This is a genomic window from Amycolatopsis sp. WAC 01375 (assembly GCF_003947325.1).
In the GTDB taxonomy this organism is placed as follows: Bacteria; Actinomycetota; Actinomycetes; order Mycobacteriales; family Pseudonocardiaceae; genus Amycolatopsis.
The window spans coordinates 95,332-111,431 of the sequence record NZ_QHHW01000009.1 but is presented as its reverse complement, the minus strand read 5'-3'; the positions used below and the strand labels follow the sequence as shown (position 1 = coordinate 111,431).

13 protein-coding genes are annotated in these 16,100 nt (G+C 67.7%); 7 read left to right on the top strand and 6 right to left on the bottom strand.

The genetic code is table 11. The annotated features are described in order from the left end of the window. Positions 1-26 precede the first annotated feature (26 nt). The gene (locus DL991_RS01850; RefSeq protein WP_125780285.1) at positions 27-1,481 is read left to right on the top strand and encodes a cytosine permease; all 1,455 of its coding nucleotides are present in this window, start codon (positions 27-29) and stop codon (positions 1,479-1,481) included. Between the two features lie 247 nt (positions 1,482-1,728). On the opposite strand, the gene dxs is transcribed toward DL991_RS01850, so the two are convergent. Next, complete coding sequence (gene dxs / locus DL991_RS01845; RefSeq protein WP_125780283.1) at positions 1,729-3,633, bottom strand: 1-deoxy-D-xylulose-5-phosphate synthase; 1,905 nt, start codon at positions 3,631-3,633, stop codon at positions 1,729-1,731. A gap of 217 nt (positions 3,634-3,850) precedes the next feature. On the opposite strand from dxs, the gene DL991_RS01840 reads away from it, so the two are divergent. Genes DL991_RS01840 through DL991_RS01830 form a run of 3 tightly spaced genes read left to right on the top strand, consistent with a single transcriptional unit; the run spans position 3,851 to position 8,414 of the window. Continuing rightward, positions 3,851-5,335 carry an aldehyde dehydrogenase family protein gene (locus DL991_RS01840; RefSeq protein ID WP_125780281.1) on the top strand — a complete coding sequence of 495 codons (1,485 nt, stop codon included), beginning with the start codon at positions 3,851-3,853 and terminating at the stop codon, positions 5,333-5,335. Positions 5,336-5,352: 17 nt separating this feature from the next. Next, positions 5,353-6,864, top strand: a complete 1,512-nt coding sequence (locus DL991_RS01835; RefSeq protein WP_125780279.1) for an APC family permease — start codon at positions 5,353-5,355, stop codon at positions 6,862-6,864. Further along, positions 6,861-8,414: a GMC family oxidoreductase gene (locus DL991_RS01830; protein ID WP_125780277.1), complete on the top strand. Its 1,554-nt coding sequence runs from the start codon at positions 6,861-6,863 to the stop codon at positions 8,412-8,414. Before DL991_RS01835 ends, DL991_RS01830 begins: the two co-directional genes overlap by 4 nt. 261 nt (positions 8,415-8,675) lie before the next feature. Here DL991_RS01830 and DL991_RS01825 read toward each other — a convergent pair whose 3' ends face one another. The 3 genes from DL991_RS01825 to DL991_RS01815 all read right to left on the bottom strand — a co-directional run bounded on the left by DL991_RS01825 (position 8,676) and on the right by DL991_RS01815 (position 12,470). After that, positions 8,676-9,032, bottom strand: coding sequence for a hypothetical protein (locus DL991_RS01825; protein WP_125780275.1), 357 nt, complete (start codon positions 9,030-9,032; stop codon positions 8,676-8,678). Positions 9,033-9,234: 202 nt separating this feature from the next. Then, on the bottom strand, positions 9,235-10,440 hold the full coding sequence (locus tag DL991_RS01820) for a class I SAM-dependent RNA methyltransferase (RefSeq protein WP_125780273.1): 1,206 nt from the start codon (positions 10,438-10,440) through the stop codon (positions 9,235-9,237). Next, positions 10,437-12,470, bottom strand: a complete 2,034-nt coding sequence (locus tag DL991_RS01815) for an APC family permease (RefSeq protein WP_199753783.1) — start codon at positions 12,468-12,470, stop codon at positions 10,437-10,439. The genes DL991_RS01820 and DL991_RS01815 overlap by 4 nt, the downstream gene beginning before the upstream one ends. 153 nt (positions 12,471-12,623) lie before the next feature. Between DL991_RS01815 and DL991_RS01810 the strand changes: the two genes are divergently transcribed. Next, the gene (locus tag DL991_RS01810; protein ID WP_125780269.1) at positions 12,624-13,289 is read left to right on the top strand and encodes a TrkA family potassium uptake protein; all 666 of its coding nucleotides are present in this window, start codon (positions 12,624-12,626) and stop codon (positions 13,287-13,289) included. Further along, positions 13,289-13,945, top strand: coding sequence for a TrkA family potassium uptake protein (locus DL991_RS01805; protein WP_125780267.1), 657 nt, complete (start codon positions 13,289-13,291; stop codon positions 13,943-13,945). Before DL991_RS01810 ends, DL991_RS01805 begins: the two co-directional genes overlap by 1 nt. Positions 13,946-14,046: 101 nt before the next feature. Here the strand turns inward: DL991_RS01805 and DL991_RS01800 are convergent, their stop codons facing one another. Both DL991_RS01800 and DL991_RS01795 read right to left on the bottom strand, forming a co-directional pair. Beyond that, on the bottom strand, positions 14,047-14,775 hold the full coding sequence (locus tag DL991_RS01800) for a DUF3159 domain-containing protein (protein WP_125780265.1): 729 nt from the start codon (positions 14,773-14,775) through the stop codon (positions 14,047-14,049). 9 nt (positions 14,776-14,784) lie between these two features. Further along, complete coding sequence (locus tag DL991_RS01795; protein ID WP_034316985.1) at positions 14,785-15,165, bottom strand: OB-fold nucleic acid binding domain-containing protein; 381 nt, start codon at positions 15,163-15,165, stop codon at positions 14,785-14,787. 103 nt (positions 15,166-15,268) lie between these two features. Between DL991_RS01795 and DL991_RS01790 the strand changes: the two genes are divergently transcribed. Then, positions 15,269-15,985 carry an alpha/beta hydrolase gene (locus tag DL991_RS01790; protein ID WP_233598637.1) on the top strand — a complete coding sequence of 239 codons (717 nt, stop codon included), beginning with the start codon at positions 15,269-15,271 and terminating at the stop codon, positions 15,983-15,985. Positions 15,986-16,100 lie beyond the last annotated feature (115 nt).

Here is a 16,100-nt window from a genome sequence, read left to right as displayed (position 1 = left end):
GCCGAATTGCGTACTTGGAGGTCCCCATGGGTGACAAGGTCACCGAAGTCGAGCAGCACGGCATCGCGCCGATCCCCCCGGAGGAACAGACGTCGCGCCCCCGTGACCTGTTCCGGATGGCGTTCGGCGGCGCGAACACCTTCGCCACCATCATCCTCGGGACACTCCCGATCGCCTTCGGCCTGAGCTTCTGGGCCGCGGTGGCCGCCACCGTCGCGGGTGTGGTCGTCGGCGCGCTGGTGCTCTCGCCGATGTCGTTGTTCGGTCCCCTCACCCGGACCAACAACGCCGTCTCCTCGGGCGCGCATTTCGGCGTCGTCGGCCGCTGTGTCGGTTCCTTCCTCTCCCTGCTGACGGCGATCACGTTCTTCGCCATCTCGGTCTGGGTGAGCGGCGACGCCGTCGCCGGTGCAGCGCAACGGCTCTTCGGCTTCGACGGCGGCGAGGTGCTCCGCGGCGTCGCGTACGGCGTCATCGCGATCGCGACGCTGGTGGTGTGCATCTACGGCTACCGGTTCATGCTGCTGGTGAACCGGGTCGCCGTCGTACTGGGCACGGCGATCATGCTGCTCGGGATCGTGGCCTACGGTGGCACGTTCGACCCGGGTTTCGCCGGCACCGGCGTCTATGCCCTCGGTGACTTCTGGCCGACCTGGATCCTGGCCGCGCTCACCACGATGGCGAACCCGATCTCGTTCGGCGCCTTCCTCGGCGACTGGACGCGCTACATCCCCGCGCGCCACAGCCGCCGTTCCCTGCTGGCCGCACCGTTCCTGGCGCAGCTGGCGACGCTGCTGCCGTTCGGATTCGGCATCGCCACCGCGACGCTGGTCGCCGATCCGGCCGACTACATCACCGGCCTGACCGCGATCTCCCCGCTCTGGTACGCGATCCCGTTGATCGTGGTCGCGCTGATCGGCGGGCTGTCCACCGGCACGACGTCGCTCTACGGGACCGGGCTGGACTTCAGCTCGATCTTCGTGAAGCTGAGCCGGGTGCAGGCGACGCTGCTGATCGGCTCGCTCAGTGTCGTGTTCATCTTCGTCGGCAATTTCGTGCTCGACATGGTCTCGAGCATCAACGCCTTCGCCACGCTGATCGTGCTGTGCACCTCGCCGTGGATGGTGATCATGATGATCGGGTTCGTGCTGCGGCGCGGGTTCTACGACCCGGACGACCTCCAGGTGTTCAACCAGGGCCGCAAGGGCGGCCGCTACTGGTTCACCCGAGGCGTGAACTGGCGTGCGATGGCCGCGTGGATCCCGGCGACGACGCTGGGCCTGCTGACCGCCAACACCCCGATGATCGCCGGACCGTTCAAGGACATCGCGGGCGGCGTCGACGTCAGCATGGTGGTGACGCTGTGCACGGCGGCGATCGCGTATCCCGTGCTGGTGAAGCTTTTCCCCGAGCCGCGGGAGGTCTACGCGTACTCGGAGCCTGTCGCCACTCCGGCGGTCGCGATCGCCCAGGAGGCTTAGGGCACCACCGCTCGTGTTCCGTGAAGGACCCCTTGCCTCGGCTCAGCCGACGAAACCCGCCCTTCACACTTCCCCAGTACATGAGCAAAGCCGCAGGCCACGCCTAGGTGGTTGGCTCTAGCGACCCGAAACACTCACGAGACCCACCGCGTTCCGCCGCTCAGGACGCCGACGAAGAGCATCGCGCGTGCAATGAAAGGCCCCTTCATTGCAAAATTTGCAATGAAGGGGCCTTTCATAGCGTTTGTCAGCGGTGCGTGTCCTCCGGCGCCGGCGTCCGGCTCGCCAGGTTCGCCGACCATTCGGTGACCCGCCGCGCGACGTCCTGCGCGGTGAGCCCGACCCGGGCCAGCACCTCTTCGCGCGAACCGTGGTCGTGGAACACCTGCGGCACCGCGAGATCGCGCAGCGGCACGTCGCATTCGGCGTCGCGGAAGAGCGCGGCCAGCGCGGAGCCGAAACCGCCGTGCCGTCCGCTGTCCTCGACGCTCACGACCAGCTTGTGCTGCTCCGCCAGCGCCACCAGTTCGGCGGGCGCCGGGACGACCCACCGCGGGTCCACCACGGTCACGCCGATGCCCTGGTCGGCCAGCCGGTCCGCGGCGGCGAGCCCGAGCATCGCGAACGCGCCCACGGCGACCAGCAGGACGTCGGCGTCGCCGTCGGGTTTGCGCAGGACGTCCACGGTGCCGACGCGTTCGACGGCGGGCACGGAGTCGACCACACCGCCCTTGGAGAACCGCAGCGCCGTCGGACCGTCCTCGACCGCGACGGCCTCCCGCAGTTCCTCGCGCAACGTGCCGGCGTCGCGCGGCGCGGCGACCCGCATACCCGGCACCATGCCGAGCAGCGAGAGGTCCCACATGCCGTGGTGACTCGGCCCGTCCGGTCCGGTGATACCGGCCCGGTCCAGCACCAGCGTCACCGGCTGGCGGTGCAGTGCGACATCCATCAGGACCTGGTCGAACGCCCGGTTCAGGAAGGTCGAGTAGACCGCGACGACGGGGTGCTTGCCGCCCATCGCGAGCCCGGCGGCCGAAGTCACCGCGTGCTGCTCGGCGATGCCGACGTCGTACCAGCGGTCCGGGTACGCCTCGGCGAACTTGTGCAGCCCGGTCGAGCGCAGCATGGCCGCGGTGATCGCGACGACGTCCTCGCGGTCGGCGCCGATCTTCACCAGCTCGTCGGCGAAGACGCCGGTCCAGCTCGGGCCCTTGACCGGCGGCAGGCCGGTTTCCGGGTCGATCGGGTCGGTCTGGTGCATCTGGTCGGCCTGGTTGGTCACCGCGGGCTCGTAGCCGTGGCCCTTCTCGGTGACCACGTGCACGATGACCGCGCCGCCGAAGTCGCGCGCGCTCTGGAACGCCTTCTCCAGCGCGGCCAGGTCGTGCCCGTCCACCGGGCCGAGGTACTTGAGGCCGAGGTCGGAGAACATCATCTGCGGGCTCAGCGCGTCCTTGAGCCCCGCCTTGGCCGCGTGCAGCGCCGCGTAGATCGGCTTGCCGACGATGGGCGTGTGCCGCAGCAGGTCCTTGCCGCGGTCCAGCACGCGTTCGTAGCCCGGCTTGAGCCGCAGCGACGCGAGGTGGTCCGCCACGCCGCCGATGGTCGGCGAGTACGAGCGGCCGTTGTCGTTGATGACGATGACGACCGGGCGGCGCGGGTTCGCGGCGATGTTGTTGAGCGCCTCCCAGCACATGCCACCGGTCAGCGCGCCGTCGCCGACGACGGCGATCGCGTGCCTGCCGCCCCCGCCCAGCTCGAACGCCTTCGCCAGACCGTCCACATAGGACAGCGCGGTCGACGCGTGGCTGTTCTCGACGAGGTCGTGCTCGCTCTCGCAGCGCGCCGGGTAGCCGGTGAGGCCGCCGAGCTGGCGCAGCTTGCCGAAGCCGTCATGACGGCCGGTGACGATCTTGTGCACATACGCCTGGTGACCGACGTCCCACACGATGGCGTCGTTCGGCGAGTCGAAGACCCGGTGCAGCGCCATCGTCAGCTCGACCACACCCAGGTTCGGGCCGAGGTGACCACCGGCGAGCCGCACCTTTTCTACGAGGAAGTCCCGGATCTCCGCGGCCAGCTCGTCGAGCTGCTCCGGGGTCATCCGCTTCAAGTCGGCCGGTCCGTGCACGGACTCGAGCAACGTCACTCTCCCACCTCGCCTGATTCCTCTTCCGCCGTTCCGACCAGTCTACGGAGGGTCCCTGAGAGTCTTCCGTCCGCCGCGTCACGGGTCACATGTCAGAAAATCACCACTCGACACCCGACGGTGTGAACATGGTCTCTTTTGCCAAGTAGCGGTCACGTCGGGTGGCCGCGATAATCGCTGATCGACGGTTGAGCAGGAGCCGGTTGCGGAGGGCTTGATGGCGGACTTTTTCATCGGTGGCGAGTGGGTCGACGCGGTCGGCGGTGGTCGCCGGGAGATCCGCTGCCCCGCGGACGGGTCGCTGGTCGCGGAAGTCGCCGAAGGCACCCGTGAAGACACCGAAGCGGCCATCGCCGCCGCGAGGAAGGCGTTCGACACCGGCCCGTGGCCGGGCACGCCCGCTCCCCAGCGCGGTGACCTGCTGTTGAAGGCCGCGGACCTGCTCGATCGCGACGCATCGGCCTTCGCCCGCGCCGAATCGCTCGACACCGGGAAACGGCTGGTCGAGAGCGAATACGACATGGCCGACATCGCCGCGTGCCTGCGCTACTTCGGCAAACTCGCCGCCAACGACGCCGGCCGCGTGGTCGACACCGGCAACCCGGACGCGTTCAGCCGGATCGTGCACGAGCCGGTCGGCGTCTGCGGGCTGATCACGCCGTGGAACTACCCGCTCCTGCAGACCATCTGGAAGGTCGCCCCCGCGCTCGCGGCGGGCAACACGTTCGTCCTCAAACCCAGCGAACTGACCCCGCACACCTCGATCATGCTGATGAAGCTGCTGACCGAGGCCGGGCTGCCCGGCGGCGTCGCGAACCTGGTGCTCGGGGCGGGCGCGCAGGCCGGGGCGCCCCTTTCGGAGCATCCGGATGTCGATCTCGTCTCGTTCACCGGCGGCCTCGCGACCGGCAAGATCATCGCCGCCTCGGCCGCCGCGACCATCAAGAAGGTCGCGCTGGAACTGGGCGGGAAGAACCCGAACGTCGTCTTCGCCGACTCGGACTTCGACACCGCCGTCGACTACGCGCTGACCGCGGTGTTCCTGCACTCCGGGCAGGTCTGCTCGGCGGGCGCGCGGCTGATCGTCCAGAAGGAGTGGCATGAGGAGTTCGTCGACGAACTCGTCCGCCGCGCCGAACTGATCCGACTGGGTGGACCTTTCGACCCGAAGGCTGAAACCGGTCCGCTGATTTCGGCCGCCCATTTGGAAAAGATCGAGCGCTACGTCGCCGCGGCGCTGGAAGAGGGCGCCGTCCTGCGCACCGGCGGCAAACGACCCGACGATCGCGAGCTCGCGAAGGGGCACTACTACCTGCCGACCATCCTCGACAACGTGAAGCAGGGCAGCAGCGCCGTCGTCGACGAATCGTTCGGCCCGGTGCTCACCGTCGAGACCTTCACCGACGAGGACGACGCCGTCCGCATCGCCAACGACACGCACTACGGCCTCGCGGGGGCGGTGTTCACTTCGGACGCCTCCCGCGCGCAGCGGGTCGCGAACCGGCTTCGGCACGGCACGATCTGGATCAACGACTTCCACCCGTATCTGCCGCAGGCGGAATGGGGCGGCTACAAGCAATCCGGTTTCGGGCGCGAACTCGGCCCGACCGGACTCGCCGAATACACGGAGGCGAAGCACATCTACCAGAACCTCCGGCCCGCTCCACAGCGCTGGTTCTCCGGGGAGCCCGCGTCCAACTAAAGAGGGGAAAATTGCCGATGAGCAATCCTTCCGACGACGGCCTCGCCGGTTTCGGCTACAAACAGGAACTCGAAAGAACGCTCGGCAATTTCCACACCTTCGCCGCCGGGATCAGCTACATCTCGATCCTGACGGGGACCTTCCAGCTGTTCTACTTCGGCTTCAGCTTCGGCGGGCCGGCGTACTGGTGGTCGTGGCCGATGGTGTTCGTCGGCCAGCTGATGGTGGCGTTGTCGTTCGCCGAACTGGCCGCCCACTATCCGGTCGCCGGCTCGATCTACAACTGGTCGAAACGGCTCGGCAGCCCGCACGTCGCCTGGCTGGCCGGGTGGATGATGCTGACCGCCTCGATCGTCAGCATCGCCGCGGTCGCGCTGGCGTATCAGATCACGCTCCCGCAGATCTCGTCGTTCTTCTCCTTCTCCGGCGACAGCGCGGTGAACGCGGTCATCCTCGGCACCGTCCTGATCCTGTTCACCACGCTGGTGAACGCCTGGGGCGTCAAACTGATGGCGCGGATCAACAGCGCCGGGGTGTTCATCGAGCTGATCGCCGCGGTCCTGCTGATCGTCGCGCTCGCGGTGAACATCACGCGCGGCCCCGAGGTCGTCATGCAGACCAACAACACCGGCGCCGACCAGCCGTGGGGGTACTTCGGGGCGTTCCTGGTCGCCTCGCTCGCGTCGACCTACGTCATGTACGGCTTCGACACCGCCAGCTCGCTCGGCGAGGAATCCCACGACCCGCGCAAGAACGCGCCCAAGGCGATCCTGCGCGCGCTGATCGCGTCGTTCGTCATCGGCGGGCTGATCCTCATCCTGGCGCTGATGGCCGTCGGTGACATCAACAACCCGCAGATCGCGACCGGCGGGCTCCAGTTCATCGTGCTCGACGTCCTCGGCAGCACGATCGGCACGATCTTCCTGCTGGCGGTCGTCATCGCGATCACCGTGTGCAACCTGGCCGTGCAGTCGGCGGCGATCCGGATGATGTTCGCGATGGGCCGCGACAACAACCTGCCCGCCGGGAAGCATCTGGCGCGGGTGTCGCCGAAGACGAAGACGCCCGTGATCCCCGCGATCGTCTCCGGGGTGATCGCGGTGCTGATCCTGGTGGTCAACGTCGGCCAGCCGCAGATCTTCACGGTGATCACCAGTATCGGCATCATCATGATCTACCTGGCGTACCTGCTGGTCACCGTGCCGATGCTGGTCAAACGCCTGCGCGGGCAATGGCCGCCGCCGAAGGTGGCGGGCACCAAGTACTTCTCGCTCGGAAAACTGGGGCTGCCGGTCAACATCCTCGGCGTGCTGTGGGGCGGCGCGATCGTGGTGAACCTGGCCTGGCCGCGGCGAGAGGTCTACAACGCGACCGAGCCGTATCACTGGTACCTCGAATGGGGGGCCGTGCTGTTCGTCGGCGCGGTGGCCGTCGTCGGTTTCGCGTATTACTGGTTCGTCCTGCGGCACAAGAGCGGCGTCCTGGCCGATCACGCCGCGGAAGCACTTCCCGAGGAGGCAGCACAGTGACCGGAGAGTTCGACTACATCGTCGTCGGCGGCGGGACGGCGGGTTCGGTGGTCGCGGCGAGACTCTCGGAAGACCCGGACGTCACCGTGGCGCTCCTGGAGGCCGGACCGTCCGATGTGGACGATCCGGCGGTGCTGGAACTGACGAAGTGGATGGCACTGCTGGAATCCGGCTACGACTGGGACTACCTGGTCGAACCGCAGGAGTCCGGCAACTCCTTCCTGCGCCACGCCCGCGCGCGGGTGCTCGGCGGCTGTTCGTCGCACAACTCGTGCATCGCGTTCTGGGCGCCGGCGGAAGACCTCGACGAATGGGCGTCGCTCGGCCTGTCCGGCTGGTCTTCGAAGGATGTTTTCCCGCTCTACAAGCGTCTCGAGACCAACGACGGCCCCGGTGACCACCACGGCCGCTCCGGCCCGGTGACGATCCGCTCGGTGCCGCCGAACGACCCGACCGGCGTCGCGCTGCTTCAGGCCTGCGAGCAGGCGGGCATCCCGAGGACCGAGTTCAACTCGGGCAAGACCGTGACGCACGGGGCGAACTGGTTCCAGATCAACGCGCGCGAGGACGGCACCCGCTCGTCTGCCTCCGTGTCGTATCTGCACCCGATCATCGGCAAGCGGCCGAACCTGGAGATCATCACCGGCGCCCGCGTCCGGCGGCTGCTGTTCGACGGCAAACGCTGCACCGGCGCGGAATACCTGGCCGACGACCTGATCCACGGTGTCCCGCTGCGCGCGAGGCGCGAGGTCATCCTGTCCTCCGGCGCGATCGACACCCCGAAACTCCTGATGCTGTCGGGAATCGGCCCCGCCGAGCATCTGCGCGAGGTCGGTGTCGACGTCTTGGTCGACTCCCCCGGCGTCGGCGAGAACCTGCAGGATCACCCCGAAGGCGTCATCCAGTGGGATGCCCTGCAGCCGATGACGACCGAGTCCACGCAATGGTGGGAGATCGGCATCTTCACCACCACCGAGGAAGGGCTCGACCGGCCGGACCTGATGTTCCACTACGGCTCGGTGCCGTTCGACATGAACACCCTCCGGCAGGGCTATCCCTCCACGGAGAACGGCTTCTGCCTGACCCCGAACGTCACCCGGTCACGGTCGACCGGCACCGTGCGGCTGCGCAGCCGGGACTATCGGGACAAGCCGAAGGTGGACCCGCGCTACTTCACCGACGAGCACGACATACGCGTGATGACCTACGGCATCAAACTGGCGCGCAAGATCGCCGAACAGCCCGCACTGGACGAATGGGCGGGCACGGAACTGGCGCCCGGCAAGGACGTCAGGACCGACGACGAGATCGCCGACTACCTGCGCAAGACGCACAATACGGTCTACCACCCCTCGTGCACCGCGAAAATGGGCGGCGACGGGGATCCGCTGGCCGTACTGGACGCGCGGCTGCGGGTGCGAGGTGTCGAAGGCCTGCGCGTCGCGGACGGTTCGGCGATGCCGTTCCTGGTCGCGGTCAACCCGTGCATCACGACGATGGCGATCGGTGAGAAGTGCGCGGACATGCTGAAGGAGGACGCGCGCTCCTAGGGCTCGCTTGAGTGAGGCCCCCTCCGGCTGGAGGGGGCCTTCGCTTTGCCCGGAAAACCGGTGGAGCGGCCGCTCTCGGGCCATTAACGTGCTGCCGGACCACGTCGTCGAGCCCGAGGGCCTGCCGTTGTACACCCTGTGAGCACCGGCTGATCGCCGAGGGTTTCGGCGGCACGGTTGCGCGGAAAGATTTCCGGGGACTTCACTTTCACACTGAAACGCTGAGCCTGGGTGTACTTATGACAAGCGGGAACCGAAGCCTCAAATAGAGACGACGGCCGGGGTGCCCCGATTTCCGGTCATCTGCTGTAGCGCCCACGCCTGCCCGAATTCCGCCAGCGCCGGACCCGACCAGTACGCCGAAATGCTGACTCCTTTCCACAACGGCATATTCGGCCCGCTCAGCGTTCCGTGAGCGACCTGCACCTGTACCGCGCCCTCCACCCAGGTGAAGACGAAATGCGCGTACATGAACATCCATGCCTGCCTGCCCAGCAGATCCCGCGCGAGCACCGGCCCCTCTGATGGATACGGCGCCGTGTAGATGACCTGTTTCCGGCCGTTGCGGTAACTGATCTCCTGTGCGGTGACACCGGGAGGAAGAACTGACGGTTCCATTTGTCAGTCCTCCACGATGGTGATCGTGCCGTGCCCGTCGCAGCCGGCACAGCCTTTACCGTCACAATCACCACATACCGAAGTAAGATAATCCATGATTCGGAATTCCGTTCGCGTCGAATGGAACTCAAGTTAGCGAGCACTTCGACGCCAGGACAAGCCGAACGAGGTCAATCCATTCCGACGGATTACCGATAAGCCGTTATTGCAGCAACGCAACGCATTCGACGTGGTGCGTCATCGGGAAAGCGTCGAAAGCACGCAGGTCCACCAGCCCGTATCCGTGCCCCGCGAACAGCGCGATGTCGCGGGCCAAGGCGGCCGGGTCGCACGCCACGTAGACGATCCTGTCGGGTGAGCCTTCCACAATGGACTCGACGACGGCCTTGCCCGCACCCTTGCGCGGCGGGTCAAGGACGACGACGTCGACCGGTTTCGGGGCATCGGCCAGCAGGTGCTCGACGCGGCCGGAGCGCCAGCGGACCTGCGGGAGGTCGGCCAGGTTCTCCTCGCCGTCGGCGACGGCACGACGGCCGGATTCGATGGCGAGCACGCGGCCACCAGGGCCGACCTGCTCGGCGAGCACCGACGCGAAGAGGCCGACGCCGGCGTACAAGTCCCAGGCCACGCCGTCGCGCGGCGCCTCGGCCCATTCCGCGACGACGGCGGCGAGCGTGTCGGCAGCGGCCGGGTGGACCTGCCAGAAGCCGTGGGCGTCGAGGCGCCAGTCGCGGCCGGCGGCGCGCTGGACGGCGAGACCGCCCGCCAGCTGCCGTGACTTGGTCTTCCCGTGGACCGTTGACAGGTCGCGGACGTGCACGTGCCCCGCGCCGTCCTTGGTGACCTCGATTTCACTGCCGGGGCGCCAGTTCCGCGACACGACGTCGTCGAGCGCGCCGGGGACGGTGATCGGGCAGTCGTCGATGGCGATCACGCGGTGACTGTGGTGCGCCCGGAAACCCGCCTTGCCGTCCTTGCCCGCGACGAGCCGGACGCGGCTGCGCCAGTCCAGCGGGCCACCGTCGAGCGCTTCGACGACGACGTCGCGCTCGATCCCGGCCAGCCGCTTCAGCTGTTCCGCGACGACCGCGGCCTTGAGTTCACGCTGATAACCGGGAGCGGCGTGCTGCCAGTCGCAACCACCGCACTCCCCCGGCGCCGCGAGCGGGCACGGCGGCTCCACCCGTTCCGGGGATGCCTCCAGGACCTCGATCGCGTCGGCACGGCAGAACGACCCGCCCTTGTCGTCGGTGACCGAGGCGAGGACCCGCTCGCCGGGCAGCGCGTGCCGCACGAACACGACCCGCCCTTCCGCCCGCGCGACGCAGTGCCCGCCGTGGGCGACCGCGCCGACCTCCAGCTCGATCGTTCGTCCGAGCCAGGTGCCGGTCGACGCGTCCACACTCATTCTGATTTTTCCTCGTCCTTCGTTTTTTCGGTCTGCTTGACCACGGGGGAGAATCCACGCCGCACGTCGCCTGCCGCCGGCCGCGCCTTCCGGTCGCGTTTGATCGCCTTTTCCGACGATTCGAGCTGCCACGGCACGCTCGTCACCATGACACCGGGCTGGAACAGGAGCCGCCCCTTGAGGCGCAGCGCGCTCTGGTTGTGCAGCACCTGCTCCCACCAGTGCCCGACCACGTATTCGGGGATGAACACGGTCACCACGTTGCGCGGATTGTCGCCGCGGACGCGCTTCACGTAGTCCAGCACGGGTTTCGTGATCTCGCGGTACGGCGATTCGATCACCTTCAGCGGCACCTTGAAATTGTGGTCGTCCCATTCCTGGACGAGTTTGCGCGTCTCGATGTCGTCGACGTTCACCGTGACCGCTTCGAGGACGTCCGGCCGCACGGCCTTGGCGTAGGACAGCGCGCGCAGGGTCGGCAGGTGCAGTTTCGAAATCAGCACGATCGCGTGGTTGCGCGAAGGCAATACGGTCGGCTTGCGGTCCATCTCGCGCAATTCCTCCGCGACCCGGTCGTAATGCTTCCGGATCGCGGTCATCAGGATGTAGATCGCCACCATGGCCGCGATCGCGATCCAGGCGCCGAGCAGGAACTTCGTGACCAGCACGATGATCAGCACGGTGCCGGTCATGGTGAGACCGATCGCGTTGACCGTCTGCGATCGCCGCATCCGCCGCCGCACCGCCGGATCGGTCTCCCTGGCCAGCAACCGGTTCCAGTGCCGGAGCATGCCCGCTTGGCTGATCGTGAACGAGACGAACACACCCACGATGTAGAGCTGGATGAGCTTCGTGACCTCGGCGTCGAAGGCGATGATCAGCACCAGGGCGAACGCCGAAAGGAACAGGATGCCGTTGGAGAAGGCCAGCCTGTCGCCCCTGGTGTGCAGCTGGCGCGGCAGGTAGCGGTCCTGGGCGAGGATCGAGCCGAGCACCGGGAAGCCGTTGAACGCGGTGTTCGCGGCCAGCAGCAGGATGATGCCGGTGGCGAAGGAGATGTAGTAGAACGCGGGCGTGAAGTCGGAGAACACCGCCTGCGCGATCTGCGCGACGATCGTCTTCTGCTCGTAGCCCGCCGGAGTGCCGGTGAGCTGCGTTTCCGGGTGCTCGGCGAATTTGACGTCGGTGATGATCGCCAGCGTGATGATGCCGACCAGCATCGTCACCGCGAGCACTCCCATCAGCAGGAGGGTGGTCGCCGCGTTCTTCGATTTCGGCTTCTGGAACGCAGGGACACCGTTGCTGATCGCCTCGACCCCGGTCAGCGCCGCCGCACCGGAGGAGAACGTCCGCAGCAGCAGGAAGAAGAAGGCGAAACCGGTCAAAGAGGCTTCTTCGTGCAATTGGAAATCCGCGCTCTCGGCCCGCATGTCGGCGCCGGAGGCCGCCTCGATCAGGCCCCAGATCACCATGCCGAGGATGCCGATGATGAAACCGTAGACCGGGATCGCGAACGTTTTGCCCGATTCGCGCACTCCGCGCAGGTTCAGCGCGGTCAGCACGACCACGATGACGACCGCGGCGATCACCTTGTGCTGCGCCACCCACGGAATGGCGGAACCGATGTTCGCCACCCCGGACGACGTCGAAACCGCCACGGTGAGCACGTAGTCCACCAGCAGGGCGCTCGCGACGGTGAGCCCGAATTTGCCGCCGAGGTTGGTATTGGCGACTTCGTAGTCACCGCCGCCGCTGGGATAGGCGTGCACGTTCTGCCGGTAGGAGGCGACCACGACCAGCATGACGAGGGCGACGGCGACGCCGATCCACGGCGCGAAGGCGTACGCGGACAGGCCCGCGACGCTGAGGGTCAGAAAGATTTCCTCAGGCGCGTAGGCGACGCTCGACAACGCGTCGGACGCGAAAATCGGCAGCGCGATGCGCTTCGGCAGGAGCGTATGCGAGAGGCGGTCACTCCGGAATGGACGTCCGAGGACGAGCCGCTTCAATACGGTCGGGAACTTCGACACCACAGAAGAGTAACGGCGGCGCGCAGCGTCTCCGTTGAGGGTGGTGGAGGGGAGGACGGTGGAGGTAACGGGCGGCCCTCACGGTAGGTTCGGCGCTGGTGTGTCTGGGTACCTGCGGACGGGTGAAACGTTCGCTGACTAAGGAGGCAGTGCGTGCACGTGGTGATCATGGGATGCGGCCGGGTCGGCGCATCCCTGGCCGCGGCGCTGGAGCGGCTGGGGCACGAGGTCGCTGTCATCGACAAGAGCAGGCAGGCGTTCCGGCGGCTCGGCAGTGATTTCCACGGTCAGCAGGTGGTCGGCGTCGGCTTCGACCGGCAGGTGCTGACCGAGGCCGGGATCGAACGCGCGGGGGCCTTCGCGGCGGTGTCCAGCGGCGACAACTCCAACATCATCTCGGCACGCGTGGCCAGGGAGAACTTCGGCATCGACAAGGTCGTCGCCAGGATCTACGACCACAAGCGCGCGGCGGTCTACGAGCGGCTCGGCATCCCGACCGTGGCGACCGTGCCGTGGACGACCGACCGGTTCCTGCGCACCCTGCTTCCCGACGGCGTCGCCTCCGAATGGCGAGACCCGTCCGGCAGCGTCGCGCTCCTGCAGCTCCCGTTGCACGAGGGATGGATCGGGCGCAGCGTGCGTGAACTGCAGGACACCACCGGCGCCCGGGTCGCGTTCATGATGCGGTTCGGCACCGCCGTGCTGCCCGACACCAAGGCCGTGATCCAGGCCGACGACGTCGTGTACGTCGCCGCGAAATCGGGCACTGTCAGCGACGTGACCACCGTCGCCGCTCGCGAACCGGAAGAGGAGAACTGATGCGGGTCGCGATTGCCGGGGCCGGCGCGGTGGGCCGGTCGATCGCCGCGGAGCTGATCGACGGGCGGCACCAGGTGATGCTCATCGAACGTGAGGCCGACCAGTTCGAGCCGCACACCGTGGAGCAGGCGGACTGGGTGCTGGGCGACGCGTGCGAGGTGTCGATCCTGGAGGAGTCCGGGATCGAGGAGTGCGACGTCGTGATCGCCGCGACCGGCGACGACAAGGCGAACCTGGTGGTGTCGCTGCTGGCGAAGACCGAGTTCGCGGTGCGCCGGGTGGTGGCGCGGGTGAACAACCCGGCCAACGAATGGCTGTTCAACGACGCCTGGGGGGTCGATGTCGCCGTGTCGACCCCGCGGATGCTCGCGGCGATGGTCGAGGAGGCGGTGAGCGTCGGCGATCTGGTGCGGCTGATGACGTTCCGGCAGAGCCAGGCGAACCTCGTCGAACTCACCCTCCCGGAGGAGACGCCGCTGGCGGGCAAGGCGGTCAGCGAGCTCAACCTGCCGCGTGACGCGGCGCTGGTGACGATCCTGCGCGGAGACCGGGTGATCGTGCCGCAGCCGGAGGATCCGCTCGAGCCGGGTGACGAGCTGCTGTTCGTGGCGACCTCGGACGTGGAGCCGGAGATACGGACCGCGCTGGGTTACTGAACGGCCCTTTCACGCCCCCGACCTGTGCAATGAAGGGGCCTTTCATTGCAAAATTTGCGATGAAAGGCCCCTTCATTCCAGCCGGGGCTTGACGGGCGGGGCTAGCTTTCCACCCCGGGCGCCTGCGCGTACTTCTCGCGCAGGCGAGCCTCGACCTCGGCGTCGGTCTCTTCCTTCGGGGCCTCTTCGGCCTGCGCCTTGAGGTGTTTGTCCGACCGCCGCACCGCCCACACGACGGTGAGCAGGCCCAGCGCGTACAGCGGGTATCCCATCGCGATCTTGGCGAAGGCCAGCCAGCCGGTGTAGTCCTCGTCGTACAGCCAGCGCTGCACGACGAACCGGGCGCCGAAGATCAGCGCCATGGCGCCGGTCGCGATCGAATAGGCGACCAGGGACTTCTTGTCCTTGCGCCAGGCGTGGCCGGTGCCGTTGAGCGCGTTCCACACCACCCCGGCGAGCGGCCAGCGGACGACGATCGACAGCACGAAGACGCCGCAGTAGACCAGGCTCGTCCAAATGCCGAACAGGAAGAAGCCCTTGGCCGATCCGGTCCGGTAGGCGATGAACGCCGCGATCGCCACCCCGAAGAATCCGGAGATGGCGGGCTGGAGCGGCTCCTTGCGCACGATCCGCAGCACGGTGATCGCCACCGCGCTGCCCACCGCGGCCCAGATGCCCACCGTGAGCCCGAAGATGGCGTTCGCGATCACGAACACGATGACCGGCAGCGAGGAATAGAACAGTCCTGACAGCCCGCCCATCTGTTCCAACAGGGTGGGCTGGGGCTTCTTGTCGTCGGTCTTCTGCTCGCCGCCGGCGGGTTCACTCACGATGCGGGATCAACTCACAGGGCTCTGAAGTTCGTAATAGGGGTTGTACAGCACCTTCTGACCATCACGTTCGGCCATCCGGCCGCGCACCTTGATGGTTCGCCCGGGTTCGATTCCGGGGATCCGGCGGCGTCCGAGCCAGATTAGCGTCACACCCTGTGTGCCGTCGAACAGCTCGGCCTGCAGCGTCGCGGCCTCGTTGGTCGGGCAGAGCTCCACGCTGCGGAGTCTCCCGAGCACCGTCACCTCTTGACCCGACCGGCAGTCGCAGGCGCGCTGCGCTCCGCCGGCCTCGGATTTTTCGGACAGGTCGTCGGCGTCGAGATCCTCGACGTCGCTGGTCAGCTTGCGGACCAGCCGGCTGAAGTAGCCGCCGTCTTTGGCGGACATAACGGTGCTCCTGTGCTCCGGGGCCCCCGACTTGAACGGCCCGTGCGTATTCCAGCGTAACTGTGCTCGGACCAGGACAACGGGTTCAGGAGAAGATTGCAACGTGACCTCCGCTATTCCGCCTACGACGGCAGTAGTACTCCCCGGCACCGGGTCCGACGAAGTGTTCGTGCGCAGCGTGTTCTCCGGCCCGCTGCGGGCCCTCGGCATCCGGCTGCTCGCCCCGCCCCCGCCCGCGGGCGGCCGTCTCGCGGACGGTTATCTCGAGGAGCTGGACAGGCTGTCCGGCGAGCACGGTCCGCTGCTCGTCGGCGGCATCTCGTTCGGCGCGCATCTGTCGGCGGAGTGGGCGGCCCGCAATCCGGGCCGCTGCACCGGCCTGCTGGCCGCGCTCCCGGCTTGGAACGGCCCCGCCGGACAAGCACCCGCGTCGCTCGCCGCGCGGCTGTCAGCGGATCTGGTGGCCGAAAACGGGGTCGACGGCGCGCTGGCGAAATCGGCGGACGGCGTCCCCGGCTGGCTCTCGGCGGAACTCGGCCGCGCGTGGCGGCGACATGGCGACGGCCTCGCGGCGAGCCTGCGGACGGCGGCGTCCCACGCGGCCCCGACCCTCGAAGACCTGAAAGGCCTCGACGTGCCCGCGGGGATCGGCGCGTGCGTGGACGACCCGATCCACCCGGCGGCGGTGGCGCACGCCTGGGCGGACGCCCTCCCGCGCGCCGAAGTCGGAGAGTCGACCCTCACCGCCCTCGGCGCCGACCGGGAATCCCTGGGCCGCACAACCGTCCAAGCCTGGCTAACCGCCGCCCAGACCCACTAGCCCACTCCGGCACCACACGCTCACCGAACCCACCCCGCCCAGAATTCCCGGCCCGGGGCGACAGCACCGAACGGTCTCCCAAAGGGCGCCCCGCGCCCGACGGAGACTTCACCCG

What these genes read in the sequence shown, in the direction of transcription:
- DL991_RS01850 (WP_125780285.1), top strand. Translation starts at nt 27, where the DNA reads ATGGGTGACAAGGTCACCGAAGTCGAGCAGCACGGCATCGCGCCGATC.
- DL991_RS01840 (WP_125780281.1), top strand. Translation starts at nt 3,851, where the DNA reads ATGGCGGACTTTTTCATCGGTGGCGAGTGGGTCGACGCGGTCGGCGGT.
- DL991_RS01835 (WP_125780279.1), top strand. Translation starts at nt 5,353, where the DNA reads ATGAGCAATCCTTCCGACGACGGCCTCGCCGGTTTCGGCTACAAACAG.
- DL991_RS01825 (WP_125780275.1), bottom strand. Translation starts at nt 9,032, where the DNA reads ATGGAACCGTCAGTTCTTCCTCCCGGTGTCACCGCACAGGAGATCAGT.
- DL991_RS01820 (WP_125780273.1), bottom strand. Translation starts at nt 10,440, where the DNA reads ATGAGTGTGGACGCGTCGACCGGCACCTGGCTCGGACGAACGATCGAG.
- DL991_RS01805 (WP_125780267.1), top strand. Translation starts at nt 13,289, where the DNA reads ATGCGGGTCGCGATTGCCGGGGCCGGCGCGGTGGGCCGGTCGATCGCC.
- DL991_RS01795 (WP_034316985.1), bottom strand. Translation starts at nt 15,165, where the DNA reads ATGTCCGCCAAAGACGGCGGCTACTTCAGCCGGCTGGTCCGCAAGCTG.